19 protein-coding genes are annotated in these 25,613 nt (G+C 63.8%); 18 read left to right on the top strand and 1 reads right to left on the bottom strand.

Annotated elements, in window-relative coordinates:
* The first annotated feature begins 9 nt into the window (after positions 1 to 9).
* The 4 genes from L0U81_RS25155 (at position 10) to L0U81_RS25140 (ending at position 6,104) form a co-directional block, all read left to right on the top strand.
* On the top strand, positions 10 to 1,461 hold the full coding sequence (locus L0U81_RS25155; RefSeq protein WP_233806890.1) for an aldehyde dehydrogenase: 1,452 nt from the start codon (positions 10 to 12) through the stop codon (positions 1,459 to 1,461).
* Positions 1,462 to 1,575: 114 nt separating this feature from the next.
* Complete coding sequence (locus L0U81_RS25150) at positions 1,576 to 3,456, top strand: feruloyl-CoA synthase (protein ID WP_233806888.1); 1,881 nt, start codon at positions 1,576 to 1,578, stop codon at positions 3,454 to 3,456.
* 17 nt (positions 3,457 to 3,473) lie between these two features.
* Positions 3,474 to 5,258, top strand: a complete 1,785-nt coding sequence (locus L0U81_RS25145; RefSeq protein WP_233806886.1) for an acyl-CoA dehydrogenase family protein — start codon at positions 3,474 to 3,476, stop codon at positions 5,256 to 5,258.
* Positions 5,259 to 5,351: 93 nt separating this feature from the next.
* Positions 5,352 to 6,104, top strand: a complete 753-nt coding sequence (locus L0U81_RS25140; protein ID WP_233806884.1) for an SDR family NAD(P)-dependent oxidoreductase — start codon at positions 5,352 to 5,354, stop codon at positions 6,102 to 6,104.
* Positions 6,105 to 6,127: 23 nt separating this feature from the next.
* On the opposite strand, the gene ppk2 is transcribed toward L0U81_RS25140, so the two are convergent.
* Positions 6,128 to 6,943 carry a polyphosphate kinase 2 gene (ppk2, locus tag L0U81_RS25135; protein ID WP_233806882.1) on the bottom strand — a complete coding sequence of 272 codons (816 nt, stop codon included), beginning with the start codon at positions 6,941 to 6,943 and terminating at the stop codon, positions 6,128 to 6,130.
* Between the two features lie 233 nt (positions 6,944 to 7,176).
* On the opposite strand from ppk2, the gene L0U81_RS25130 reads away from it, so the two are divergent.
* From L0U81_RS25130 to L0U81_RS25065, 14 genes are all read left to right on the top strand, one after another.
* Positions 7,177 to 7,857 carry a hypothetical protein gene (locus L0U81_RS25130; RefSeq protein ID WP_233806880.1) on the top strand — a complete coding sequence of 227 codons (681 nt, stop codon included), beginning with the start codon at positions 7,177 to 7,179 and terminating at the stop codon, positions 7,855 to 7,857.
* Between the two features lie 269 nt (positions 7,858 to 8,126).
* Complete coding sequence (locus L0U81_RS25125) at positions 8,127 to 8,714, top strand: BPSL1445 family SYLF domain-containing lipoprotein (RefSeq protein WP_442793449.1); 588 nt, start codon at positions 8,127 to 8,129, stop codon at positions 8,712 to 8,714.
* 1,086 nt (positions 8,715 to 9,800) lie between these two features.
* Positions 9,801 to 10,970 (top strand): ATP-binding protein, encoded by a 1,170-nt coding sequence (locus L0U81_RS25120; protein WP_233806878.1) that lies wholly within the window; start codon positions 9,801 to 9,803, stop codon positions 10,968 to 10,970.
* A gap of 5 nt (positions 10,971 to 10,975) precedes the next feature.
* Positions 10,976 to 11,599, top strand: a complete 624-nt coding sequence (locus tag L0U81_RS25115) for a response regulator transcription factor (RefSeq protein ID WP_233806876.1) — start codon at positions 10,976 to 10,978, stop codon at positions 11,597 to 11,599.
* Positions 11,600 to 11,761: 162 nt separating this feature from the next.
* Positions 11,762 to 12,148, top strand: coding sequence for a response regulator transcription factor (locus L0U81_RS25110; RefSeq protein WP_233806874.1), 387 nt, complete (start codon positions 11,762 to 11,764; stop codon positions 12,146 to 12,148).
* 183 nt (positions 12,149 to 12,331) lie between these two features.
* Positions 12,332 to 12,724, top strand: coding sequence for a hypothetical protein (locus L0U81_RS25105; RefSeq protein WP_233806872.1), 393 nt, complete (start codon positions 12,332 to 12,334; stop codon positions 12,722 to 12,724).
* Positions 12,725 to 12,740: 16 nt separating this feature from the next.
* On the top strand, positions 12,741 to 13,964 hold the full coding sequence (locus tag L0U81_RS25100; RefSeq protein ID WP_233806870.1) for an efflux RND transporter periplasmic adaptor subunit: 1,224 nt from the start codon (positions 12,741 to 12,743) through the stop codon (positions 13,962 to 13,964).
* Between the two features lie 12 nt (positions 13,965 to 13,976).
* Entirely contained in the window at positions 13,977 to 17,195 is a 3,219-nt protein-coding gene (locus tag L0U81_RS25095) for an efflux RND transporter permease subunit (protein ID WP_233806868.1), read from the top strand.
* A gap of 1 nt (position 17,196) precedes the next feature.
* Positions 17,197 to 18,711 (top strand): efflux transporter outer membrane subunit, encoded by a 1,515-nt coding sequence (locus tag L0U81_RS25090; protein WP_233806866.1) that lies wholly within the window; start codon positions 17,197 to 17,199, stop codon positions 18,709 to 18,711.
* The gene (locus L0U81_RS25085) at positions 18,708 to 19,988 is read left to right on the top strand and encodes a paraquat-inducible protein A (protein WP_233806864.1); all 1,281 of its coding nucleotides are present in this window, start codon (positions 18,708 to 18,710) and stop codon (positions 19,986 to 19,988) included. Before L0U81_RS25090 ends, L0U81_RS25085 begins: the two co-directional genes overlap by 4 nt.
* A complete protein-coding gene (locus tag L0U81_RS25080) occupies positions 19,972 to 21,585 on the top strand; it encodes a PqiB family protein (RefSeq protein ID WP_233806862.1) in 1,614 nt (537 codons plus the stop codon). The genes L0U81_RS25085 and L0U81_RS25080 overlap by 17 nt, the downstream gene beginning before the upstream one ends.
* Before the next feature lie 68 nt (positions 21,586 to 21,653).
* Positions 21,654 to 22,217 carry a PqiC family protein gene (locus L0U81_RS25075; RefSeq protein ID WP_233807946.1) on the top strand — a complete coding sequence of 188 codons (564 nt, stop codon included), beginning with the start codon at positions 21,654 to 21,656 and terminating at the stop codon, positions 22,215 to 22,217.
* Between the two features lie 29 nt (positions 22,218 to 22,246).
* Positions 22,247 to 24,583, top strand: coding sequence for a DUF3141 domain-containing protein (locus L0U81_RS25070; RefSeq protein ID WP_233806853.1), 2,337 nt, complete (start codon positions 22,247 to 22,249; stop codon positions 24,581 to 24,583).
* A gap of 91 nt (positions 24,584 to 24,674) precedes the next feature.
* Positions 24,675 to 25,610: a phosphate acetyltransferase gene (locus L0U81_RS25065; protein ID WP_233806851.1), complete on the top strand. Its 936-nt coding sequence runs from the start codon at positions 24,675 to 24,677 to the stop codon at positions 25,608 to 25,610.
* Positions 25,611 to 25,613: the final 3 nt, after the last annotated feature.

The raw sequence follows: 25,613 nt of genomic DNA, 5'->3' as shown, positions 1-25,613 counted from the left end.
GACGAACCTATGCATGAAACGAACCTGTTGATCGGCGGCGCGAAACGTGCCGCGTCGAATGGCAAGACCTTTGAGCGCATCAATCCGGCGACGGGCGCGGTTGCCACCCGTGCCGCGGCGGCCACTGTCGAAGACGCCGATGCAGCCGTCGCTGCCGCGGCGAGCGCGTTCCCGGCATGGGCGGCGCTCACGCCGACAGAACGCCGCAAACGCCTGCTCACCGCCGCCGACCGAATGGACGCGCGCACCGCCGAGTTCATCGCGATCGGTGCGGCCGAAACGGGCGCGATGGCGAACTGGTACGGCTTCAACGTGATGCTCGCGGCCAATATGCTGCGCGAAGCCGCGGCGATGACGACGCAGATCGACGGCGCGGTGATTCCATCGGACGTGCCGGGCAGCCTCGCGATGGCCGTGCGCCAGCCGTGCGGTGTCGTGCTTGGCATGGCGCCGTGGAACGCGCCCGTGATTCTCGCCACGCGTGCGCTGGCGATGCCGCTCGCGTGCGGCAACACGGTCGTGCTCAAGGCATCGGAAGGTTGTCCCGGCGTGCACGCGCTGATCGGCGAAGTGCTGAACGAGGCAGGTCTTGGCGAGGGCGTCGTGAACGTGCTCACGCATGCGCCGGAAGACGCGCCCGCGATCGTCGAGCGCCTCGTCGCCAATCCTGCCGTGAAGCGCGTGAATTTCACGGGTTCGACGCGGGTCGGCCGCATCGTCGCCGAGCTGTCGGCGCGCCATCTGAAACCCGCGCTGCTCGAACTGGGCGGCAAGGCACCGGTGCTCGTGCTCGACGACGCGGACCTCGACGCTGCCGTCGAAGGTATCGCGTTCGGCGCGTTCTTCAATCAAGGGCAGATCTGCATGTCGACGGAGCGCGTGATCGTCGATCGCAAGATCGCCGATGCGTTCGTCGAAAAGCTCGTCGCGAAAGCGCGCACGCTGAAGGCAGGCGATCCGACGCAGCCGGGCTCGATTCTCGGCACGCTGGAAAGCGAGGCGTCGGCGCGGCGCATCCGAGCGCTCGTCGAAGACGCCCGCGAAAAAGGTGCGAAGCTGCCGCTCGGTTGCGAGGTGAACGGCGCGATCATGCAGCCGGTGATCGTCGAAAACGTCACGCGCGAGATGAAGCTTTACGCCGACGAATCGTTCGGCCCCGTGGTGACGGTGCAGCGCGTGGACGGTGACGAAGAGGCGCTGACGGTCGCGAACGATAGCGAGTACGGCCTGGCGGCCGCCGTGTTCAGCCGCGATGTCGGGCGCGCGATGAACGTCGCGAAGCGCATCGAGTCGGGCATCTGTCACATCAACGGTCCGACCGTGCACGACGAAGCGCAGATGCCGTTCGGCGGCGTGAAATCGAGCGGATATGGACGCTTCGGCAGCAAGGCGTCGATTCCCGAGTTCACCGAGTTGCGCTGGATCACGGTGCAGACGAGCCCGCGTCACTACCCGATCTAGGCGTCGGCTTGCGGCCGCAACGATTGCGGCCGCCCCATCCTCGCATGAAAAAAGCGATGCCGTTTCTCCCTGCTGCGCAGGAACGGGAGAAACGGAACATACAGGAGACAAGTTTTGGAATCGGAGCACAGCCACGCAAGCGCCCTGGCGGCCGGATACCGGAGCGTTGCCATCGGAGCGCCTTCATCGCGTATCGAGAAACGCGGCGACTGCTGGTACCTCGAGACACTTGAGCCTCTGGGCCCGTTTCCCGAGCGCTTTACCGACCGCTTGCTGAGCGGCGCACGCGCACATCCCGACCGGCTGCTCGTCGCGCGACGCGATGCGAGCGGCGCGTGGCAAGGCATCACCTATGCACAGATGCTCGAGCGCGCGCGTGCGATCGGCCAGGCGCTGCTCGATCGCGACCTCAGCGCGGACCGCCCGTTGGTGATCCTGTCGGGTAACAGCGTCGAACACATGCAGCTCGCGCTCGGCGCGATGTGGGCGGGTATCGCTTACGCACCGGTGTCGCCGGCCTATTCGTTGATGTCGGGCGACTACGGCAAGCTGCGCCATGTCCTCGAACTGCTCAAACCCGGTCTGGTCTTCGCGGACGATATCGGCCCATACACCACCGCGCTCGATGCCGCGCTCGGCAGTGACGTCGAACGCGTCAGCGCAGCGCCCGCACCGGACGCGCCCAGGGTCACGCGCTTCGATGCGCTGCTCGACACCACGCCGCGCGACGTCGATGCGGCCAACGCGCGCGTGAATGGCGACACGATTGCGAAATTCCTCTTCACGTCCGGTTCGACGAATCTGCCGAAAGCCGTGCCGACGACGCATCGCATGCTGTGCGCAAACCAGCAGATGCTGCTCGAAACCTTTCCGCAGTTCGGCATCGAGCCGCCGGTCCTCGTCGACTGGTTGCCGTGGAATCACACGTTCGGCGGCAGCCACAACGTCGGCATCGTGCTGTACAACGGCGGCACGCTCTATATCGACGACGGCAAGCCCGTGGCCGGCAAATTCGACGAGACGCTGCGCAATCTGCGCGACGTCGCGCCGACCATCTACTTCAACGTGCCGAAGGGTTGGGAAGAACTGACCAGCGCGCTGGAAAAAGATGCGGCGCTGCGCGAGCGGTTTTTCTCGCGCGTGAAGATGTATTTCTTCGCGGGAGCCGGTCTTTCGCAGGCAGCGTGGGAGCGTCTCGAACGCGTCACGCTCGAGCATTGCGGGGAACGCATCCGCATCATGGCAGGGCTCGGTATGACCGAGACCGCACCGTCCTGTCTGTTCACGACAGGACCGGTATCGGGCGCCGGCTATATCGGCTTGCCGCCGCCGGGATGCCAGGCCAAGGTCGCGCCCGTCGATGGCAAATTCGAAGCGCGCTTTCGCGGCCCTCACGTGATGGATGGCTACTGGCGCGCGTCGCCGACGCTTCAAAGCAGCGTGTTCGACGACGAAGGCTACTACCGCACCGGCGACGCCGTGCGTTTCGTTGATCCAGGACGTCCCGAACTGGGCCTGATGTTCGATGGCCGCATCGCGGAAGACTTCAAGCTCGCCTCGGGGACGTTCGTGAGCGTCGGGCCGATGCGCGCGCGCATCATCAGCGAAGGGGCGCCCTACGTTCAGGATGCCGTCATCACGGGGATGAATCGTGACGAAGTGGGTGTGATGATTTTCCCGCGGCTCGACGCGTGCCGGTCATTGGCGGGCTTGCCCGCGGACGCCAGCACCGAGGACGTGCTCAACGCGGCCGCTGTGCGCGATTTTTTCAGTGAACTCGTGGCGCGGCTCAATCGGAGCGCAACGGGGAGTGCCTCGTTCATTGCCCGCATGCACCTGCTGAGCGCTCCACCGTCGCTCGATCTCGGTGAGATTACCGACAAAGGGTCTATCAATCAGCGCGCTGTGCTCCAGCACCGGGCCGCACTCGTGGAAGCGCTGCACGCGGCCGGCGCGGCCGACGCGACGGTCATCCAAGCGCGCAAAAGCAGCTAGTCCGGAAACAGGAAGAAATGACGTTGATTTATAAGGCACCGCTGCGCGATATGCGCTTCGTGATGGACGAATGGCTCGATGCCGCTGCGTGGTGGCGCGACGTGCCCGACTGGCAAGACCTCGACTCGCAGATGGCGCAGCAGGTGCTGGACGAGGCGGCGCGTTTCGTCGAGGAGCGCATCGCGCCGCTCAACGCGAGCGCGGATCTCGAGGGATGCCATTTCGACGCGGGCAAGGTGACGACGCCCGCGGGTTTTCGCGAGTCGTACGCGCAGTACGTCGAAGCGGGTTGGCCGACGTTGTCGCTCGATACCGAGCACGGCGGACAGGGCCTGCCGCAGCTTCTCGACGTTGCGCTTCAGGAAATGCTGGCGGGAGCCAACCATGCATGGTTGATGTCGCCCGGGCTGACGCACGGCGCGACTGCCTGCTTGCAAGCGTATGGCAGCGACCGCGTGAAAAGAGAGTTGCTGCCGAAAGTCGCGAGCGGTGAGTGGCTATCGACGATGTGTCTGACCGAGCCTCAGGCCGGCAGCGATGTCGGCCTGATCCGTTCGCGTGCGACAGAAGCACCCGGCACCGATGGATATTTCGTCGACGGCAGCAAGATCTTTATCAGCGGCGGCGCGCACGATCTGACGGAGAACATCGTTCATCTGGTGCTCGCCCGGTTGCCCGATGCGCCGCCCGGCACGAAAGGGCTTTCGCTTTTCGTCGTGCCGGAATGGCTCGAAGGCGGCGACGCCGGGCGCTCGCGCAATGGGGTCTATTGCGAAGGCATCGAGAAGAAAATGGGCCTGAAGGGGAGCCCGACCTGCACGATGCGTTTCGAACGCGCATTCGGTTGGCTCGTTGGTGAACCGCATCGCGGCCTTGCCTGCCTGTTCGTCATGATGAATGCGGCGCGCCTGCAGGTCGCGATGCAAGGCCTGGGGCATGCGCAGAGCGCGTGGCAAGGCGCGCATGCTTATGCGCAGGAACGCGTGCAGATGCGTGCGGTCAGCGTGCCGCCCGGTGCGACAGTCGCGCCGGGGCAGGCTTCGCCGATCGCGGTCCATCCGGCCATGCGGCGGATTCTGATGGAGTTGCGGGCGATCGCCGAGGGCGAGCGCGCGATCGGTTACTGGACCGCGCATTGGCTCGACATCGCCGCACGTCATGCCGACGCCGCCGAGCGGGAACAGGCCGCGCAGATCGCATCGCTGCTCACACCGATTGCGAAAGCGTTTTTTACGGCCAACGGCTTCGACGCTGCATCGAACGCGCTGCAGGTGTTCGGCGGCTATGGGTACATCCACGAGTACGGCATTGAGCAGACGTTGCGCGATAGCCGTGTGTCGATGTTGTACGAAGGCACCAACGAAATCCAGGCGATCGATCTGCTGGTTCGGAAGGTGCTGCCGGACGGTACGCGGGCCCTGGACGTACTGCTTCGCCACGTGCGCGCGGAAGCGGAGTTGTGCCGGGAGTCCGATCCGCTGGTTCGTTCCGCCGGCGTGAAGCTCGAAGAACTCGCGCAGAAGATCGAGCTGACGACACAGGCGATCAAGACACGCCAGACGCAAGACCCGGAGACGGCCTACCGGGTCGCGGACGACTATCTCGCGATGCTTGGCTGGATGCTGCTGGCGTTCGCGTGGGCGCGCACGCTGCGAATCGCGACGCCACAACGCGATACCGATGCGTTCTATGTGGAGAAGCAGGAGACTGGACGCTTCTTCTTCGACTATCCGTTGGCGGCTTTTGACTATCGCCGAAGCCTCGTTGAAGCCGGTTGCGAGGCAATGCTGCCGTATGTCTGAATTCCGAAGATGTATGCGGGCATCGTCAAGCTCGCGCTGCCCGGTAAAGTTGGCCTAAGCTTAGGCAATGAAATCGTGCCGAAGGGGACTGCCATGACTGAAGCTGCCGGAAACGCGACGAACACGCGTGTCGCGTGGATTGCCGGGGTGGGCGCGAGCGCCGGACTAGGGGCGGCCCTCGCGCGCCGTTTCGCTCGCGAGGGCCTGCGCGTCGCCGTGACGGGGCGCTCGCGCGATCGGCTCGATACGATCGTCGACGAAATCCGGCGTGCCGGAGGGCAGGCCGATGCGTTGCCCGGCGATGTCACGAGCGAGAGCGAGCTCGCCGCCATTGCGCGCCAACTGTCTGAGCACGGCACGCTCGAAGTGGCGATCTTCAACGCCGCCGGCGCAACGCGTGGGCCGACCCTCGAACTGAGCGTCGAGCAGTTCGAGACGGCATGGCGCGTCACGACGCTCGGCGGTTTCCTGTTCGCGCGAGCGTCGTTGCCATCGTTGCTGGCGGCCGGACGCGGTTCGCTGCTGTTCACGGGCGCCACGGCTTCGCTGCGCGGGCGGCCGCCGTTTGCCGCGTTCGCTGCTGCCAAAGCCGGCTTGCGCTCGCTCACGCAGAGCCTCGCGCGCGAGTTCGGGCCGCGCAATATTCATGTCGCGCACGTGGTGGTGGATGGTGGCATCGACGGCGAGCGTCTGCGTACGTTCGCGCCGCAATACGTGGCCGAACGCGGCCCGGACGGCCTGCTGAATCCTGACGACATCGCCGACGCGTACTGGTACCTGCATCAGCAGGGACGCAGTGCATGGTCGCAGGAAATCGATCTGCGGCCGTTCAACGAGTCGTTCTAGCGTGGTGAGCAACACCGCGCCGATCAATACCTCTCGGCCACATATTTGTACGGATGGTCCGGTTCCTTATAGCCGTCCGCCTTTTGCCGTTTCGGCAGCGTAATCTTCTTGCGCGCAGGCTGCTTATACGGAATTCTCTGCAGGATATCGCTGATGATGTTCAGCCGCGCGCGACGCTTGTCGTTTGAATTCGCTATGTACCACGAAGCAAAATCGGTGTCCGACGCCGCGAGCATCTCGTCGCGGGCCCGCGAGTAGTCATACCATCGGCTATAGGATTTCAGGTCCATCTCGGTCAGTTTCCAGATCTTGCGACCGTCGGTGATGCGCTCCTCGAGGCGGCGGGTCTGTTCCTCGGGGCTGACTTCCAGCCAGTATTTGAGCAGGATGATCCCGGAGTGGACGATCGCTCGCTCGACGAGCGGCACGGCCTTGAAGAAGCTCCGCACGTCCTCCTCGGAGCAGAAACCCATCACGCGCTCCACACCCGCGCGGTTGTACCAGCTTCGGTCGAAAATCACGATTTCGCCCGCGGCCGGCAAGTGCGGCACGTAGCGCTGGATATACATCTGGCTCTTTTCGCGTTCGCTCGGCGCAGGCAGCGCGACCACGCGGAACACGCGTGGACTGACGCGCTCGGTCAGCGCCTTGATCGTGCCGCCTTTACCCGCGCCGTCGCGTCCCTCGAAGACGATGCAAATCTTGCTGCCCGTTTGCACGACCCATTGCTGCAGCTTGACGAGCTCGACATGCAGATCGAAAAGCGCCTTGCGATACGCCTTGTACGACAGCGTCCGCTCTTCCTCGGGCGGCTCGTTTTCCGACTTTGTTCTGGCCATATTCGTCTCCCCAGCGCGTGCCTTTCCAGGGTATTTCGCAATGATCCATTCCCAAGGTAAAGCGGTGCGCGAAAAGGGGCCATACGACCTTGGTCCAATATCGTCGGCGCACGGCGCGCTGTAGGCTGTGGGCGTCTGCTCGCGCGTGCCCGATCCGACTGGCGTCGCCGTGCCCCATCGGTATGCCGGCGAAGCGCGCGGGTTCGATCAACGCTATCGCCGCGGGAGGCCTCATGGGTGCCACCGATCTGACGGAGCAGAAAAGCGTCGGCGACAGGGAGCGGGTTCTCGATGTCGTCGATCGCGTGTGCGAGCTGTGTTTCGGCCTCTTCATGGCGCTCACGTTCGTCGGCACCGTATCCGCGGTGGGCGCGGGTCTGGACGCGGGTCACAAGATGTTCTTCACCGCGCTTGGCTGCAATCTTGCATGGGGTCTCGCAGACGCGGTCATGTACCTCGTGCGTACGCTGGTGGCCCGCGGCAGGCGTGTGACGCTTGCGCATGCCGTGCGCAGCGAGCCGGATGCGGCCGCGGGCGTTCAGACGCTTCGCGATGCGATGGCGGGCTGGCTCAAACCACTGATCGGCGATACCGAGCTCGAGTCCATCCGCAGGCGTGTTACCGCGCGGCCCGATGTGCCGCAGCGCGCCGTGTTTGCGCTCGACGACTTCATCGGCGCGGTGGGCATCTTTCTGCTCGTGGTCGTCGCGACATTTCCGGTTGCGCTGCCGTTCCTGCTGATCGCGAACGTCGCGACGGCGTTGATCGTCTCCCGTGTATTGACCGTTGCGATGCTATTCGGCAGCGGCATGGCGCTGGGTCACTACGCGGGATTCAGCGGCTGGCAAGCCGGCCTTGCGATGGCGGCGCTCGGCATCCTGCTTACGATCGCGATTATCGCGCTCGGCGGATGATCAATGCCGATGAGGCCAGGCCGCGTCGCTGACATCGCTTTTCGTGCATCGACGTCCCGCTAGCTGTAAGACTAAAGTCCGATTCCGCAACTTCTGCAGCGTGACATCATGTAACTGCAAGCGTTGCAGTCGTCGCTCCAGTGGTCTTTGAGCCGATGCTTCCAGGGCTCGCGACGTGCGGCCATGGCGCTTCACGGTAGAGAAAAAAGATCGGGGCTTCCAGACATCAGGACTGGCGAATCGCACCGTAACCGGAACGGAGGTCGATAGTGAACAGACGGAACTTTGTGCACACGCTCGCGCTTTCAACCATGGCCGCGAGTCTGGCTTTGGCGGGTTGCACGACGACGGGAGGCAGCGGCGAGAGTCCCGCTACCGATGCCGCCAAACGGCAGGAGATCGACGCGGCCGTGGACGGTACGATGTCGAAACTGTTCAGTACGGTGCAAGGCTCGCACGAACTCGTATCGAAGGCGCAAGGCGTGCTGGTGTTTCCTTCGGTGAAGAAGGCGGCGTTCCTCGTCGGTGCTGAATACGGTGAAGGTGCGTTGCGCGTCGGTGGAAAGACGGTCGGCTATTACAGTACCGCCGCGGCTTCGTTCGGATTGCAGGCAGGCGCGCAGTCGACCGCCGTGATCTTCCTGTTCATGACGCAGAATTCGCTCGAGAAATTCCGCAATTCTGCGGGCTGGTCGGTGGGCGGCGATGTCTCGGTTTCGGTCGTGAAAGTCGGGGCTACCGGCACGATCGATACCACGTCGGCAACCTCCGAGGTCATTGCGATGGTCTTGACCAATGCGGGCCTGATGGCCGACGTGTCGCTGGCCGGCACCAAGGTCACGCGGATGAACCTGTAGCAGGGCGCGGCAAAGAGCGGCATTGAGTCGTCATTGTGCTGTCACCTGGCGGCACGACGCGGTGCGTCGTCGCTCTTTACAGCTTGCATCGGTATCCGTATTGAGCGCGACTGTTCCATCGCGTGATATCGCGGCTTCGTTACAGCGAAGCCGCGCGACACGCTTCGCATGTCCCCACCTACGGCGATCCCCATCGTCGTTCCCATCGACTGTCCCCGCGAAACGCTGCGAGCCCCATGCGGGCGCTCTCGCCGTTGTACTGCGTTGAGCGATGCGTCTGGCATAAATCTTTTTTGTTGCCGAAGAATGATAATGATTCGCACTGAAATAACAGGCGTTAAAATACGTCGGCTGCGGATAAATGAATCTGTTCACCGATGAATTAATGCGATCCGCGAATTAGCGTTGTCATATTTGCTGTTTTTGTGATTCGCGAAATATTTAAGGCCGTGCGTATTCATTTGAAAGCGCTACCATGGTGTGACATAGTACGTTTGCTAACGTTTTTTTCGCGCGAATGCGCCGACACGGATGCCACTCGCGATGAAATAATTAACCGCCTACCAAATACTGTCGTCAATTGGCGAGCAATGGCGGACAATGCATAAGTCTATTGAGTATTTTCCCGAGTAAACGGCACGAATCACGCTTGCCCGCCGGTAATTGATTACAGATAGCCTATACTGAGTTCCAGCCACCAGACGTGCGAAGTACTGATTGTGAAGTCAATTATGTGGTTCGAAGCCCAAAGATAAAGACGTCGCAGTTGTACAGAATCCGTTCGCACTGGACTTGGAGGTGCCAATGATAAATCTGATCATGCACGGCAGACACCTGGCGATTGGGGTAGCGGAAATTTTCACGACGCTGTACGCGCAACCGCGCGATGCGGTCCGGCACCACACTTCACAAGCCGACACCGCATGCACCGACGGTCCTCCACTATCCGGGCACGACCCTTCCAGACAGTCTTCACCCAGGCGTCACCGTTTTCAGCGCCTTCGCGGCATACCTGGCACGTCGAGCCGACAGAGGATCCGCGATACCCATGAGCCGCCGCAATCACGGCCGACATGGGAGCGTTATGTGGTCGCGTGCACGGCGTGGCTGCGAGGCGACTACGATCGCATTGCGCGACGCACGCTCAACACGAGAACCCCGCTGCGGGAGACGCTCGAAATGTTGCCGGTCCCGATCGTCACGGTCGATCAGCGGGACCAGATCATCTTCGTGAACGCGCGCGCTGCGCAACTGTTCGGCTATACGAGGGAAGAGCTGATCGGCGCGCCGGTCTCCAGGCTGTTTCCGACCGATGGTTTCAACGGCGATCGTCCAGAGCTCGGCGATCATGGCACGAAAATACAAATCCCCGGCGTTTCGACTACGCAGACATTGATGGCGCGGCGGCGCGACGGCGGCGGCTTTCACGCGCAGGCCGAAACCACGCGATGCCGCGTGCGCAATCAGGAATTGCGGATCGCCGCGATATCGGATTGCAGTGCCTGCGGCGAAGTCGATGGCAATACCAAAGAACTCGTGCATCTCTCCCGGGTTTCTTCATTGGGCGAACTGGCCGGATCGCTCGCGCACGAGCTGAAGCAGCCGCTTACCGCGATCCTGTTCAACGCACAGGCCGCGCGCAAATTCATGGATGCGGAGACGACCAACGTAGTGGAGCTGCGCGAAGCGCTCGAAGATATCGTCGCCGACGATTGCCGCGCCAACGACGTGCTGCAGAAAATCCGCGCCTTGGTACGCAAAGGCGATGTCGAATTGCAGTTGCTGGACATCGGCAACGTCGTGCGCGACGTCGAGATGCTCGTGCACAGCGATGCGTTGACGCGTGGCGTGCGTACGAGCTTCGACATCCCCGACAGTCTGACGCTGATTTGCGGCGACAAGGTGCAGCTTCAGCAAGTGATCCTGAACCTGCTGCTCAACGCTTTCGACGCGGTCAAGGATTGCCCTGCAGCGGACTGTGTCGTCGAAACAATGGTGCGCGAGCAGCCGGGCGGACTGGTACGGATAACGGTCAAGGATCGCGGGCAGGGCCTCGCCGTCGAAAGCATGGAGCGGATTTTCCGGCCGTTTTTCACTACCAAGCCGCAGGGGCTCGGCCTGGGTCTTTCCATCAGCCGTACGATCGTCACCGCGCACCGCGGCCAGTTGTGGGCGGAAAACAACGAGGGCAAAGGGGCGTCCTTTCACGTCGCGCTGCCCGTGGCGACTGATATCCGACAGGGACGGGCGCCCTGAACATCATGAACCAAACCACCACACGCGTATTTATCGTCGACGACGAGGACAGTGTGCGCAGCGCGCTCGCCCGATTGCTGCGCGCCTCGGGCTATCAGGTTGAATGCTTCGACAGTCCCGAAGCTTTTCTCGACCGGGCCGATCTGACGAGCATGCCGGCCTGCCTCGTTCTCGATCTGCAGATGCCGGGCATGACGGGACTCGAAGTGCAGCGCAAGCTCGATCAGCTTCTGCCGATCGTATTTCTGACCGGACATGGCGACATCAGTTCGAGCGTCGACGCGATGAAGGGCGGAGCGGTGGACTTCCTGCCCAAGCCGGTGCGCGACTCACTGTTGCTCGCCGCGGTGGATCGCGCGCTCGCGCGCGCGTGCGTCGAAAGCAGGCGGCGCCACGAACGCGAGGAAATCGAAGAGCGGATGCGGCATCTGACACGCCGCGAGCGCGAAGTCATGGAACTCGTCGTCACCGGCCGCCTGAACAAACAGGTTGCGAGCGATCTGGGCGCGGCCGAAAAGACCATCAAGATTCATCGGGCCCGCGTGATGGAGAAGATGAAAGCCCGATCGATCGTTGAACTCGTTCGACTGGTGCAGAAGGCCGGCGTTTGTACCGCCGACGAAGAATAATCGCCCGAATCGGGTGCGCATTCCCGCGTTGCCTCGCGACTCTGGTCGGCGCTGGGCGATACCGCTAGTGGACCAAAGTCTTATATCTCGTTTGGCTTTCGACCATTACGCTAAGACATCAGTGGTCTACTTTCCGGAGCGGCTGCGCGCTCGCGGCGTCATATGGTCAACCCAAACCAATTTGTTGCGGTGGTCGACGATGACGACTCGGTGTGCCGAGCCATCAAGCGTTTGCTGCACTCCGAAGGGATCAGGGCGGAGACGTTTTACAGCGGCGACGAGTTCTTGAATGCGCTTGCGGCTATTCCGTCGTATCGGCCTGCCTGCGTGATTCTGGATGTGCAGATGCCGGGCAGCAACGGCCTGGAAGTCCAGCGTCAGCTCGCGCAAATGGGTGTACCCGTCATCGTGATCACCGCCTACGACGATATCTCCGTACGCCAGACCGCGCTTGCGGCGGGCGCGGCCGCGTATCTGCGCAAGCCGTTCACCAGCGCGATCCTGTTCAAGGCGGTCGAGATGGCCATCGGCGGTCCGCCGACACCCTGAAGGCGCGCATTCTCGCCGGATGATATGAGACCAAGGTCCGATTGTCGCCGTTTCTGCGGGCCACCAAACTGAACTGAGCCAAGGCGTCGAACCGAACCGTTCGCGGCAGATGCCTGCCTTTGCGCGCGCCATTCGCTGCGCGCAGGGCTGCGGCGTTCAAGGAAAGAAGGGGGAGCGCACGTGATGAAATCAAGCCCGCTGTGTCTCGCGATTCTTCTCAGCACCGTAGCGTTGCAGGTCGGCGCGGCGGACTTCGACGGCAGCAAGCGGCTGATCTGCGCGACCATTGATGCGCACGCCTGCGATCCGGGCATCGCCTGCACGCGCTCGTTGCCCGCAGATGTCGGTGCGCCGCGATTCCTGACTCTCGACTTCGACAAACGCGTCGTCATTGGTCCCGCGCACACGACGCCGATGGTCTCAGTCAACAAGGATCCTAATCAGGTCCTCATCCTCGGCACGGAGATGGGCTTTGGCTGGACGCTGATCGTCGATGCGGTGGACGGTGAGATGACGTTGACGATCGCGAACAGAGACGACGCCTTCGTGCTGTTCGGCAATTGCACGCCCTTGTGATCTGGCGGAGTGCGCGATGAAAGCCGTCCCCGTGTCCTGTGTTTCGCCGCGGCCGGATTCTCGCGGCGCTCTCACGCTGCCCGTCGTCGTCGCGGCGCTGGCGCTGCTCACACTGCTCGCGTCGTGCAAGAAGGCTGCCGCGCCGCCGGTCGCCGCCGCGCCCGAAGTGACCGTGATGACGGTCGCGCAGCAGGACACGCCGGTCGACTTCGAATTCACCGCGCAGACGCAGAGTTCGCGTGAAGTCGAGATCCGCACGCGGGTGGACGGCTTCCTCGACAAGCGCCTGTACACCGAAGGCACGCTGGTCAAGACCGGACAAACGATGTTCCAGATGGACCGCAAGCCGTTCGAGGCCGCGCTGCAGACGGCGAAAGGGCAACTGGCCCAGCAGCAGGCGCGTCTCGAAGTCGCCAAGGCCAATCTCGCGCGCGTGGAGCCGTTGGCGGCGCAGAACGCGCTGAGCAAGAAGGATCTCGATGACGCGGTCGGCAACGAGAAGCAAAGTGCCGCCGCGGTGATCGCCGCGCAGGGCGAAGTCGACACCGCGCTCCTGAACCTCGGCTACACGACGATCAAGTCGCCGCTGAACGGCCTGTCGAGCTTCGCGCGGCAGCAGGATGGCAGCTATGTGACGGCAACCGCGAACGGCCTGCTGACCTACGTGTATCAGCTCGACCCGATGTGGGTGAACTTCAGCATCTCCGAGAATGAGATGCTGAAGTACCGGGACGACATCGCGGCGGGACTGTTGCGATTTCCCCCGCACAACGATTTCTCCGTGCATCTGATTCTCGCCGACGGCACACCCTATGCCGAGCAAGGCGAGATCGACTTCGCGAACCCGGCGTTCAACACGGAAACGGGGACCTTCCTCGTGCGCGCGACCTTCGCCAATCCGAAGGGCACCTTGCGCCCCGGCCAGTTCGTGCGGGCCCGCGTTTCCGGCGCGATCCGGCCCCACGCGACGCTGGTGCCGCAGCGCGCGGTATTGCAGGGGGCGAAGAGCCACTTCGTGTGGGTCGTCGGTAACGACTCGAAGGCGCATCAGCGGGTCGTCGAAGTCGGGGAGTGGCAGGGCGAAAACTGGTTCGTGTCGGATGGACTCAAGGCGGGCGAGCGGATCGTCGTCGATGGCGCGCTGCGCGTCACCGCGGATTCGTCGCTGAAGATCGTCAAAACGGTGCCGTCCGTCGTCGGGAGCGGCTCGGCGGCTGCGGCGGCGCCTGCCGCCGAGTGACGGGACAGTCCCATGAATATCTCGCGCTATTGCATCGACCGGCCGATTTTCGCGTCAGTCATCTCGATCGTCATCACGCTCGGCGGCGCCATTGCGATGTTCGCGCTGCCGGTCGCGCAATACCCCGACATCACACCGCCGCAGATCACGGTGTCCGCCACCTATCCGGGCGCCAGCGCCGAGGTGGTCGCGAACAACGTCGCCGCGCCGATCGAGCAGCAGGTCAACGGCGCGGACAACATGATCTACATGAACTCGTCGAGTTCGTCGACCGGCAATGTCACGCTCAACGTGTACTTCCAGATCGGCACGAACCCCGAACTGGCCCAGGTCGACGTGCAGAACCGCGTGAATCTCGCGCTGCCGCAACTGCCGCAATCGGTACAGGCGCAAGGCGTTCAGGTACAGAAAAAGTCGCAGGCGTTCATGATGGTGATCGCGGTCTATTCGCCCACCGACCGTTACGACGCGACCTATATCGCGAACTTCACGAACATCTACGTGCTCGACGCGATCAAGCGGATCCCCGGCGCGAACCAGTCGAGTATCTTCGGCACGCCAGACTACGCGATGCGGATCTGGCTGAAGCCCGACCGGATGGCGCAGCTGGGCGTGACGGCCGCCGACGTGCAACGGGTCGTCGCGAACCAGAACCAGCAGTTCGCGGTGGGCAGTATCGGACAGTCGCCGACCGGCTCAGCAGTTCAGCAGTCGTTCGCGGTCACGACCACGGGGCGCCTCGCCGAGCCTTCGCAGTTCGACAACATCATCGTGCGTGCCGCGAGCGGCGGCGCGGCGATCGTGCGGCTCAAGGACATCGGCCGTGCCGAGCTTGGCCAGAAAGACTACTCGATTCGCAGCCGCTTCCAGGGTAAGCCGGCCACCGTGCTCGCCGTGTATCAGCAGCCGGGCGCCAATGCGCTCGACGTGGCGAAGCAGGTGCGCGCGACACTCGCGGAGCTGAAGAAGTCGTTTCCCGAAGGCATGACCTACGAGATCGCGATGGACACGACCGAGTTCACGCGAGCGTCGATCTCGGACGTGATCCATACGTTCTTCGAAGCGCTGGTGCTCGTCGTGATCGTCGTGTTCGTATTCCTGCAAAGCCTTCGCGCGACGCTGATTCCGATCATCGCGGTGCCGGTGTCGATCGTCGGCACCTGCATGTTCATGCTGCTGCTGGGCTTCTCGATCAACATGCTGACCTTGTTCGGCATGGTGCTCGCGATCGGTATCGTCGTCGACGATGCGATCGTCGTGATCGAGAACGTCGAACGCAACATGACGGTGCACAAGCTCTCGCCGAAAGAGGCCGCGAAACAGGCGATGGACGAAGTCGCCGGGCCAGTCGTGGCGATCGTGCTGGTGTTGTGCGCGGTGTTCGTGCCGGTCGCGTTTCTCGGCGGCATCACCGGGCAGATGTACAAGCAGTTCGCGATCACGATCGCGATTTCGGTGGTGCTGTCCGGCATCGTCGCACTGACCTTGTCACCGGCGCTCGCCGCGTTGCTGCTGACTAGCTCGCACCACGAGAAGAAGGGCTTTTTCCGCTGGTTCGACAATCAGTTCGCCCGCATGACGTCGGGCTATACGCGCACGGTCAAGCTAATCATCAAGCGTTTCATCATGGGGCTCGTGTTCTTCGTCGCGATGATCGTGCTGGCGGTGCTGATGGTGCGCTCGATTCCGTCGGCGTTCCTGCCACCTGAGGACCAGGGCTATCTCCTCGGCGCGGTCATCATGCCGGACGCCGCGAGCCTCGACCGCACGGGTCGGGTATCGCAGATCATCACCGACTACTTCATGAAGCAGGAAGCGGTCGGCAGCATCACCACGATCGATGGTTTCAGCCTGCTCGACAGCCAGAACAAGAACAACGCGGGCACGTTCTTTGTCGGCCTGAAGAGCTTCGACGAACGCTACACGCGGGCCAACATCAGGACGCAGAATGCGCGCGCGGTGCTGCTCGACGCGTATCGCTACTTCGCGAACGTGCAGGAGGGCATCGTGCTGCCGGTGAACCCGCCGTCGATTCCGGGGCTCGGCACGACGGGCGGCACGGAGGTGTGGATTCAGAGCAAGGGGGACGCTTCCATCGCCCAGCTTGCGGGTGTGGCTGACCAGTTCGTCCAGAAAGCGCGGGCGCGCAAGGAGCTGACCCGCGTCACGACGACGTTCAATGCGGCGTCGCGGCAACTGCTGGTCGACGTGGATCGCGACAAGTCGGAGACGCTCGGCGTGCCGGTCGAAGACGTCTATAGCGCGATGCAGACGATGTTCGGCTCGCTGTACGTCTCGCAGTTCAACCGTTCGAGCCGGCTGTGGCAGGTGATTCTCCAGGCGGAGCCATCGTATCGCCTGAAGCCCACCGATCTCGACCAGATCTTCGTGCGCAGCACCAACGGCACGATGGTGCCGATCAAGTCGGTGGCGACCTACCGCTATGTGACGGGCCCAGACCTCGTCACGCGATTCAATAACTTCCCGGCCATCAAGATCACGGCGAATGCCGCGCCGGGCTTCAGCTCCGGGCAGGTGATCTCGACGCTGGAAGAACTCGCCGCGCAGATGCCGGACGGCTACGACATCGCGTGGAGCGGCGAGGCGTTCGAAGAACGCCAGTCGGGCGGCACCTCCGGGCTCGTGTTCGTGTTCGGTCTCGTGATGGTGTTCCTGATCCTCGCCGCGCAGTACGAGAAGTGGTCGTTACCGGTCGGTGTGCTGATGGCGGTGCCGTTCGCGCTGTTCGGCGCGCTGCTCGCGATCTTGCTGCGCGGTCTGTCCAACGACGTCTACTTCCAGATCGGCCTGACCATGCTGGTCGCGCTCGCGGCGAAGAACGCGATCCTGATCTTCGAATTCGCGGTGCTCAATCGCGAGACGGGCGCATCGGTATTCGACGCGACGATGACCGCGGCGGAAGAACGGCTGCGGCCGATCGTGATGACCTCGCTCGCGTTCATTCTCGGCTGCGTGCCGCTCGCAATCGCGACGGGCGCGTCGGCCAACAGCCGCCATTCGATCGGCACTGGCGTGATCGGCGGGATGCTGGGCGCGACGGCGATCGCCGTGTTCTTTATCCCGATGTTCTATTACCTGCTCGAATCGATGTCGTCGCGCTCGAAAGGAGGCACGAAGCCGACGCCGGGCGTCGAGCCTGGCGGACCCCCCGCGATGCCAGGGCCCGGCGCGTCGACCGGTGCGCCGTCCGCGCCGCGGGAAGGGGAGTGACATGCGCCGGACGGCACTCGCGCGATTGCTCGCATCCGTCCTGCTGCTCGGGCTGGGCGGATGCCTGCTCGGCCCCAATTACGAGCGCCCGGCGGTCGACGTGCCGGCCACCTATCGCTTTGGCCAGGGCGAGGCCGCGGGCATCGCGAATGCCACATGGTGGGAGCAGTTTCAGGACCCGGTGCTCGATCAGCTGATCGCCACCGCGCTGCAGGACAATCGTGATGTGAAGGTCGCGGCCGCGCGGGTCGACGAGTTTCGCGGACAGTTCGTGACGACGCGCTCCGCGTTGTTTCCGCAGCTCTCGGCAAGCGCCGACGCGTCGCGTCAACGGGCCTCGCAGGACGCAGGCGTGCCGATACCGAAAGGCGTGAACCCCGTCTATAACCAGTTCGACGCGTCGCTGGCGGTGTCCTGGGAAGTCGATCTGTTCGGCAAGGTGCGCCGCGAAACCGAGGCGGCGCGCGCGAATCTGCTTGCGAGCGAAGAGGGCCGCCGCGCGACCATCCTGACGCTGGTCGCCTCAGTCGCTTCGGCCTACATCAATCTGCGCAGTCTGGACCGGCAGCTCGAAATCGCGAAGGAGACCGTGGAGAGCCGCGCGGAATCGGTGCGTGTTTTCGAGGCGCGCTTCAAATATGGCGAGGTTTCGCAGATGGAACTCGCGCAAAGCCAGTCGGAATATGAAGCCGCGCGGGTCACGGTGCCGCAGATCGAACAACAGATCGGCCAGCAGGAAGACGCGCTGTCGGTGTTGATCGGCACGAATCCCGGCGCGATTCTGCGCGGGCGCGAACTGTCGCAGATGGGTACGCCGCAGATTCCCGAGGGGTTGCCGTCCGATCTGCTCGAACGCCGCCCCGACCTGCTGGAGGCCGAGCAGTCGCTGGTCGCGCAAAACGCGCTGATCGGCGCGGCGCGCGCGTTGTACTTCCCGTCGATTTCGTTGACCGGGCTGTTCGGTTCGGTCAGCGCGCAGTTCTCGAATCTGTTCACCGGTCCGGCGCGGGTGTGGTCGTTTGCCGGCAACATCACTCAGCCGATCTTCACGGCGGGAAACATCACGGGCCAGGTGCATCAGGCCGAGGCGCGTCAGCAGGAAGCACTGTACTCGTACGAAAAGGCGATCCAGGTGGCGTTCCAGGAGGTCGAGGACTCGCTCATCTCCGTGCAGAAGACCCATCAGGCACTCGATTCGCTAGGCAGCCAGGTCGAGGCGCTGCACACGTACGCGCACCTCGCACGGCAGCGTTACGAAGGCGGCTACACGAGCTACATCGAAGTGCTCGATGCGGAGCGCAGTCTGTTCAATGCGCAACTCAGCTATACGCAAACTCAGGGTGCCGAGCTGACCTCGTTCGTCACGCTCTACAAGGCGATGGGTGGCGGCTGGGTGACCGAGGCGGAAAAACTGACGGTGCCCCCGCCCGCGCCGCGAACGCCGCCTGGGATGGCGCCGGTCTCGCAGAACGCGCCCGCGCCAGGCGGACCTGCGGCCGCGGTGGAGGCGAGATGACTCGCAACGAGCTCATCGCGTGCGAAGAGTGCGACCTGCTTCAGCTCGGCGCGCCGCCCGCCGCAGGCCATGCTTTGCGTTGCCAGCGATGTCGCGCGGAACTCAGACGAGGACGCTCGAACGGGCCGGAGTATGCGCTCGCATTCACGTGCGCGTCCGCCGTGCTGCTCGTTATCTCGAACCTGTTTCCGATCGTCGGTCTGTCGCTGAACGGCCATGTCGTGCAGACGACGCTCGCGGGTGCGGTGCGCATGCTGTACGTGTTCGGAACGTGGCCGCTCGCATTGCTGGTCGGCCTCACGACGATCGTCACGCCGGTCCTGCAGACCGTGGCGATGCTCTGGCTGCTGCTGCCGCTGCACTTCGGGCGCATACCGTGGCACGCGGCCGAGGGCTTTCGTCTGTTTCAGCTCGCGCGGCCGTGGGGCATGACCGAGGTGCTGATCCTCGGTCTGCTGGTCGCGCTCGTCAAGCTCGCCCATATCGCGAGGGTGGTGCCGGGCACCGCGCTGTGGTCGTTCATCGCGCTGATGCTGCTGCTCGCGGCCGCGGCGGCGATGTTCGATCCGCACGAGGTGTGGACGCGCATCACGGCAATGCGTGGCGCGCACACATGGCAATTGCCGCCAATCCGCTTTCGCCGCAACGCCATCACGGCGTCGGCCTACGGACTCGCGCTGTGCGAAGAATGCGGCCTGCTGGTCAAGCAGCCCGGCGGCGCCGGCAAGCATGTCTGTCCGCGCTGCAAGGCGCCGTTGCATCTGCGCAAGCCGGCGAGCCTGTCGCGGACCTGGGCGTATCTGGTGGCCTCGATCGTCCTCTACATTCCGGCCAACGTGCTGCCCGTGATGGACACGAGCTCACTGTTCGGCACCCAGAAGGACACGATCATGAGCGGCGTGGTCTATCTGTGGGTGTCCGGCTCGTGGCCGCTTGCGCTGCTCGTGTTCATCGCGAGCATCGTCGTGCCGATGCTGAAGATTCTCGGCCTCGCGTATCTCGCGCTGTCGACGCAGCTTCGTTCGCAATGGCTGCCGGGGCAGCGCACGCGGATCTATCGCATGATCGAGCTGGTCGGGCGCTGGTCGATGCTCGATATCTATGTGATCACGATGCTGGTCGCGCTGGTGCAGTTTCAGGCGCTGGCGACGATCAAGGCCGGCCCGGCGGCGATCGCATTCGGCGCGGTCGTCGTGCTGACGCTGCTCGCCGCGATGTCGTTCGATCCGCGCCTGATGTGGGACGCGTTGGAGACAAACCGTGTCCACTCCGAATGAAGATCCCGAGCTGCCTGCCGCGGAGCCGGTGCCGCGCTCGCGCTTGCGGGTGCAACTGGTCTGGCTGGTGCCGATCGTCGCGATACTGATCGGCGGCTGGCTGGCGGTGAAGGCGGTGATCGAGCGCGGCGAGCAGATCACCATCAGCTTCAAGACGGGTGATGGTCTCGAAGCGGGCAAGACCAAGCTCAAGTTCAAGGACGTCGATATCGGCGTGGTCGAAGCGGTCTCGCTGTCGCCGGACCACAAGCGCGTGGTGGCCAAGGCCGAAGTCACGCGCGACGTGTCGGACCTGCTCGTCGACAACACGCGCTTCTGGGTCGTGCGTCCGCGCATTTCGGGCGGCACGGTGTCGGGACTCGGCACGCTGCTGTCGGGCTCGTATGTCGACGTCGATGTCGGTAATTCGAACAAGGCGCGCCGCAGTTTCGTCGGTCTCGAGGAGCCGCCCGTGATCGCGAGCGACGTGCCGGGACATGAGTACACACTGCACGGGATAGGACTTGGCTCACTCGACGTGGGTACGCCCGTGTTCTTCCGCAGAATTCAGGTGGGCCAGGTCGCGTCGTTCCATTTGGACCCCGACGGCCGCGGCGTCACGGTGAAGGTCTTCGTCAATGCGCCGTACGACCGGTTCGTGAGAACCGACACGCGCTTCTGGCACGCAAGTGGTGTCGACATGGCGTTCGACAGCAACGGCGTGCGCATCGAATCGCAGTCGATCGTGTCGATCATCATTGGCGGCGTCGCGTTCGAATCGCCGCCCGATTCGCAGGTTGAGACGAGCGCCGATACCAACACCCCGTTCGAGCTGTACACCACACGCGCCGAAGCGATGAAAATGCACGATCGCCTCGTCGACAAATTCGTGGTGAACTTCACGGATTCGGTCCGCGGTTTGACGGTCGGCGCGCCAGTCGATTTTCGCGGTATCGTGATCGGCGAAGTGACGGCGATCTATACCCGCTTCGACCCGAACGCCCGCCGTTTCAGCATTCCCGTCGAGATCAATCTCTATCCGGAGCGCTTCACGTCGCGCTATCAGAACGACGGCAACGGCGGACGGCTCACCAATGACCCACACGCTCTCGGGAACTACCTCGTCGAGCACGGATTTCGCTTCCAGTTGAGAAGCGGCAATCCGCTGACCGGCCAGCTCTATCTCGCGGCGGACTTTTTCCCCGATGCGCCGAAGGCGTCGATCGACTGGAGCAAGTCGCCGCCCGAAATACCCGCGGTCCCGCGCACGCTGCAATCGCTGCAGGACTCGATCACGCGTTTGCTGACCAAGCTCAACAACATACCGTTCGAGGACATCGGCAACGACGCGCGCTCGACCCTGCGCACGACCAACGCGATGATCGCGCAGCTCAACACGCAAGTCATGCCGAAAGCGCGCGATACGCTGAGTTCGGCGCAAACCACGCTTGACTCCGCGAATGCCGCGCTGCAGCCGGACTCGTCGCTGCAGCAATCGACGGAGGAGGCGATGCGTGAATTGACCCGCACCGCGGCCTCGCTGCGTACGCTGGCCGACTATTTGTCGCGACACCCGGAATCGCTCGTGCGCGGCAAGTCGGAGGACAAGAAGCCATGAGACATGCGACGCCCCGCTTCATCGCCCGCTTCATAGCCCGCCTCACGGCCCGCTGCACGGCCTGTCTGATGCTCGCGCTCGCCGGTGCTTTGCTCGGCGCCTGCAAGTCGCCAGCGACGAACTTCTACACGCTGAGTCCCGACGAATCGTTGAGCAGTACCGGTGCGAGCCGGCCGATCGCGGCGGTAATCGGTCCGGTAACGATACCCGCGGTGGTGGACCGGCCGCAGATCGTCACGCGGATCGGCGACAACGAGGTCGCGGTCAATGAGTTCGACCGCTGGGCGGAGCCGCTTGGTGGCGACATCGGCCGCGTGATCGCGGCCGATGTCGGCGCCCTGCTGAACTCGCAGGAGATTTCGTTGTACGATGCACTACGCGATCCGTCCGTCGTCTGGCATGTGCGGATCGACGTAATGCGCTTCGAATCCGTGCCCGGGCGCGACGTCACCGTCGACGTGCTCTGGGCCGTGCGCCCGCCGGGCAAGGGCCGTGCCGTCACCGGCCGATCGGTCGCGCACGAGGCCGTGTCCGGTCCGGGTTTCGAGCCGCTCATCGCCGCGCACGATCGCGCGCTCGCTTCGGTGAGCCGCGATATCGCTTCCGCTGTGCAGGCGCATCCGCCTGATTGACGTGTCGAGCACCTTTCAGGAGTCGCCCGATGGACGCTGAAACGCTGTTGTCACAAAGCCAGGATATCACTGCGAAAATCACCCACGTGCTGCAAAAGCGCACGCAAAATGCCCAGCGGCACCTGAACGAACGGGTCGTCGGCACGCTGGGGCTCGATCACGACGACAGCGTGCCCGCAAGCGCGGCGCCCGCGCCGTTCAACCCGCTCAACGCGTGGCAATACACCGTGGACGCCGCGCAGCGCTCGCTGCTCTTCTGGGACACGCTGTACCGGCGCGGCAACGAGTTCGTCGAACGCAGCGCCAGCGGTCCCGCGCCGGTGCTGCATTTCGATTACGACATGCTGCTCGACGGCCGCACATTCGAGCGGCCGGTCAACTATGCGCTGCTGCAACTTCGTCCGCTCGAAGGCGTGGGCGTCGACGTGCGCAAACGTCCGTATCTGATCATCGATCCGCGCGCGGGGCACGGCCCCGGTATCGGCGGCTTCAAGGACGATTCGCAGGCGGGCGTCGCGCTGCGCGCGGGCTATCCCGTCTACTTCGTGGTGTTCTTTCGCGATCCCGAGCCCGGCCAGACCCTGCTCGACGTGTGCAACGCCGAGCAGCGATTCGTGCGCAAGGTGCGCTCGCTGCATCCCGACAGCCCGAAGCCCGCGATCATCGGCAATTGCCAGGGCGGCTGGGCAGCGATGATGCTCGCCAGCTCCGACCCCGACGACACCGGCCCGATCGTCATCAACGGTGCGCCGATGTCGTACTGGGGCGGAGCCTGGAGCGAAGGCGAGGGCGACAATCCGATGCGCTACGCGGGCGGCATGCTGGGCGGCGCGTGGCTCGCGTCGTACGCGGCGGATCTCGGCAACGGCAAGTTCGACGGCGCGTATCTGGTGCAGAACTTCGAGAACCTGAACCCCGCCAACACGTTCTGGGACAAGTACTACCACCTGTACTCGAACATCGACACCGAGCCGCCGCGCTTTCTGGAATTCGAGCGCTGGTGGGGCAGCTACTACCTGATGAATCGCGAGGAGATCGAATGGATCACGAGCAACCTGTTCGTCGGCAACAAGCTGTGGTCGGGCGGGGTGAAGAACAGTGGCGGCCAGACGTTCGACCTGCGTGAAATCCGCTCACCGATCATCCTGTTCGCGTCGATGGGCGACAACATCACGCCGCCTCAACAGGCGTTCAACTGGGTGGCGGACCTGTACGGCAGCACCGAGGAGATCAAGGCGCGTGGTCAGGTGATCGTCGGTCTGACGCACCAAAGCATCGGTCATCTGGGCATTTTCGTGTCCGGCAAAGTCGCGAAAAAGGAGCACGCGCAGATCGTCTCCGTGCTCAACACCATCGAAACGTTTCCGCCGGGGCTCTACGGCATGACGATCGACGAGGTCCGGAACGCGGCCGGGGAGATCGAGTATGAGGTGGAATTTCATGAACGGCGGCTCGAAGACATATCCGCGCATTTCAACCGCTTTGGCCGCATCGACGAAAAGCCGTTCGAAGCGGTCGCCGAGGTGTCCGCGTTGAATCAGCGTATGTACGAACTGTTCGCGCAGCCGTTCGTGCAGGCGATGTCGAACGAAAGGGGCGCCAGCATGCTGCGCCAGTTTCATCCGCTGCGCTGGCAGCGCTGGGCCGTTTCCTCGATGAATCCGTGGCTTGGCTGGCTGCCGGCGGCCGCGCAGTCGGTTCGCGACAATCGCCAGCGGGCCGGCGCGGATAACCCGTGGAGCAAGCTCGAAGAGAGCGGCTCGCAAATGATCAGCGCGTCGCTCGATTATTTCCGCGACATGCGCGACGCGGCGACCGAGGCCAGCTTCTTCAGCGTGTACGCGAACATGTATGCGACGTTCCTCGGCAAGGCGCCCGCCGACGGTGCGCCCGCGCAAGCCGGCGCGATCAATCCGCGCGAGTTGCCGTTCGTGCGCACCGCGTTGCAGGCGATCGGCGACGGCGGCTACACGGAGGCGCTCGCGCGTGCGGCCTTCCTGCTGTCGCGCAAGGGCGAGTCGTTGCCGCTCTCACGCTTCGAGCTGCGCAAGGAGATCGCCGAAAGTTACACGGAGTACCTCCCCGACATCAGTTCCGACCACTGGCGGCGCATTCGGGGCGAGCAGGAAATCATCGTCAGCTTCGAACCGGACGAGGCAATTGCCACGCTGCCGAAGCTGCTCTCCCATAGCGAAGATCTCGAGCGCTTTCTGCAACTGCTCGACAAGCTGATGACCGACGAGCGCGTGTTGAACGCCCCGCCCGACGCCGCGCTCAAGACGGCGGTCGAACGTATCCGCGCGGTGCTGGGTTCGCGTGTGAGCCGCAAGCGCTCCGCGCGTTTGCCGGACGGGACCCGCACGTGAGCGGCCGGCACGCTGCGCAACCGGAGGTAAGCACGACGCAACCGTCGACACGGCGCGAACCTAACGCGCCGCACACACGAGGAATACGCCGATGGAAAAGCACGCAAAGTATGATCGTCTGATCGAATACAGCCGCACGCTGCCGCCATTACCGACCGCGGTTGCGCATCCGTGCGACGAGAGTTCGCTCAGAGGCGCGGTCGAAGCGGCCGAAATGGGACTGATCACGCCGCTGCTCGTCGGGCCGCGCGCGCGCATCGAAGCGATTGCCGCCGAACACGGCATCGACATCTCGGACTTCCCGATCGTCGATGCGCCGCATAGCCACGCCGGCGCCGCGCTGGCCGTGCAACTCGTGCGCGAAGGCAAGGCCGAGGCCCTGATGAAAGGCAGCCTGCACACCGACGAGCTGATGGCCGAGGTGATTCGCCGCGATACCGGCCTGCGCACCGCGCGGCGCGTCAGCCATTGCTTCGTGATGGACGTGCCCGCGTACGACCAGCCGTTGATCATCACGGACGCTGCGATCAACATCGCGCCTACGCTCGAAGAGAAGGTCGACATCCTGCAGAACGCGATCGACCTAGGGCACGCGCTGAAGTTGGAAGAAGTGCGCGTGGCGATCCTGTCCGCGACCGAGAGCGTCAATCCGAAAATTCCATCGACTGTCGAAGCAGCGGCGCTGTGCAAGATGGTGGACCGCAGGCAGATTACCGGCGGCCTCGTGGACGGTCCGCTCGCGCTCGACAACGCGATCAACATCGAAGCCACGCGCATCAAGCACATCGAGTCGCAGGTTGCCGGACGCGCCAATGTATTGATGGTGCCGGACCTCGAAGCGGGCAACATGCTCGCGAAAAGCCTGTCGTTTCTCGCCGGCGCGGACGCGGCCGGTATCGTGCTCGGCGCGCGTGTGCCGATCATTCTGACGAGTCGCGCGGATTCGGTGACGACGCGTCTCGCGTCGTGCGCGGTCGCGGCGATGGTGGCGAAGGCGCGGCGCGAAGCCGGCAAGGTGATCGGGTGACGC

The sequence above is a fragment of the Paraburkholderia sp. HP33-1 genome (genome assembly GCF_021390595.1).
GTDB lineage: Bacteria > Pseudomonadota > Gammaproteobacteria > Burkholderiales > Burkholderiaceae > Paraburkholderia.
The sequence above is the reverse complement of the archived record's forward strand: the minus strand, read 5'-3'. Positions and strand labels throughout refer to the sequence as shown.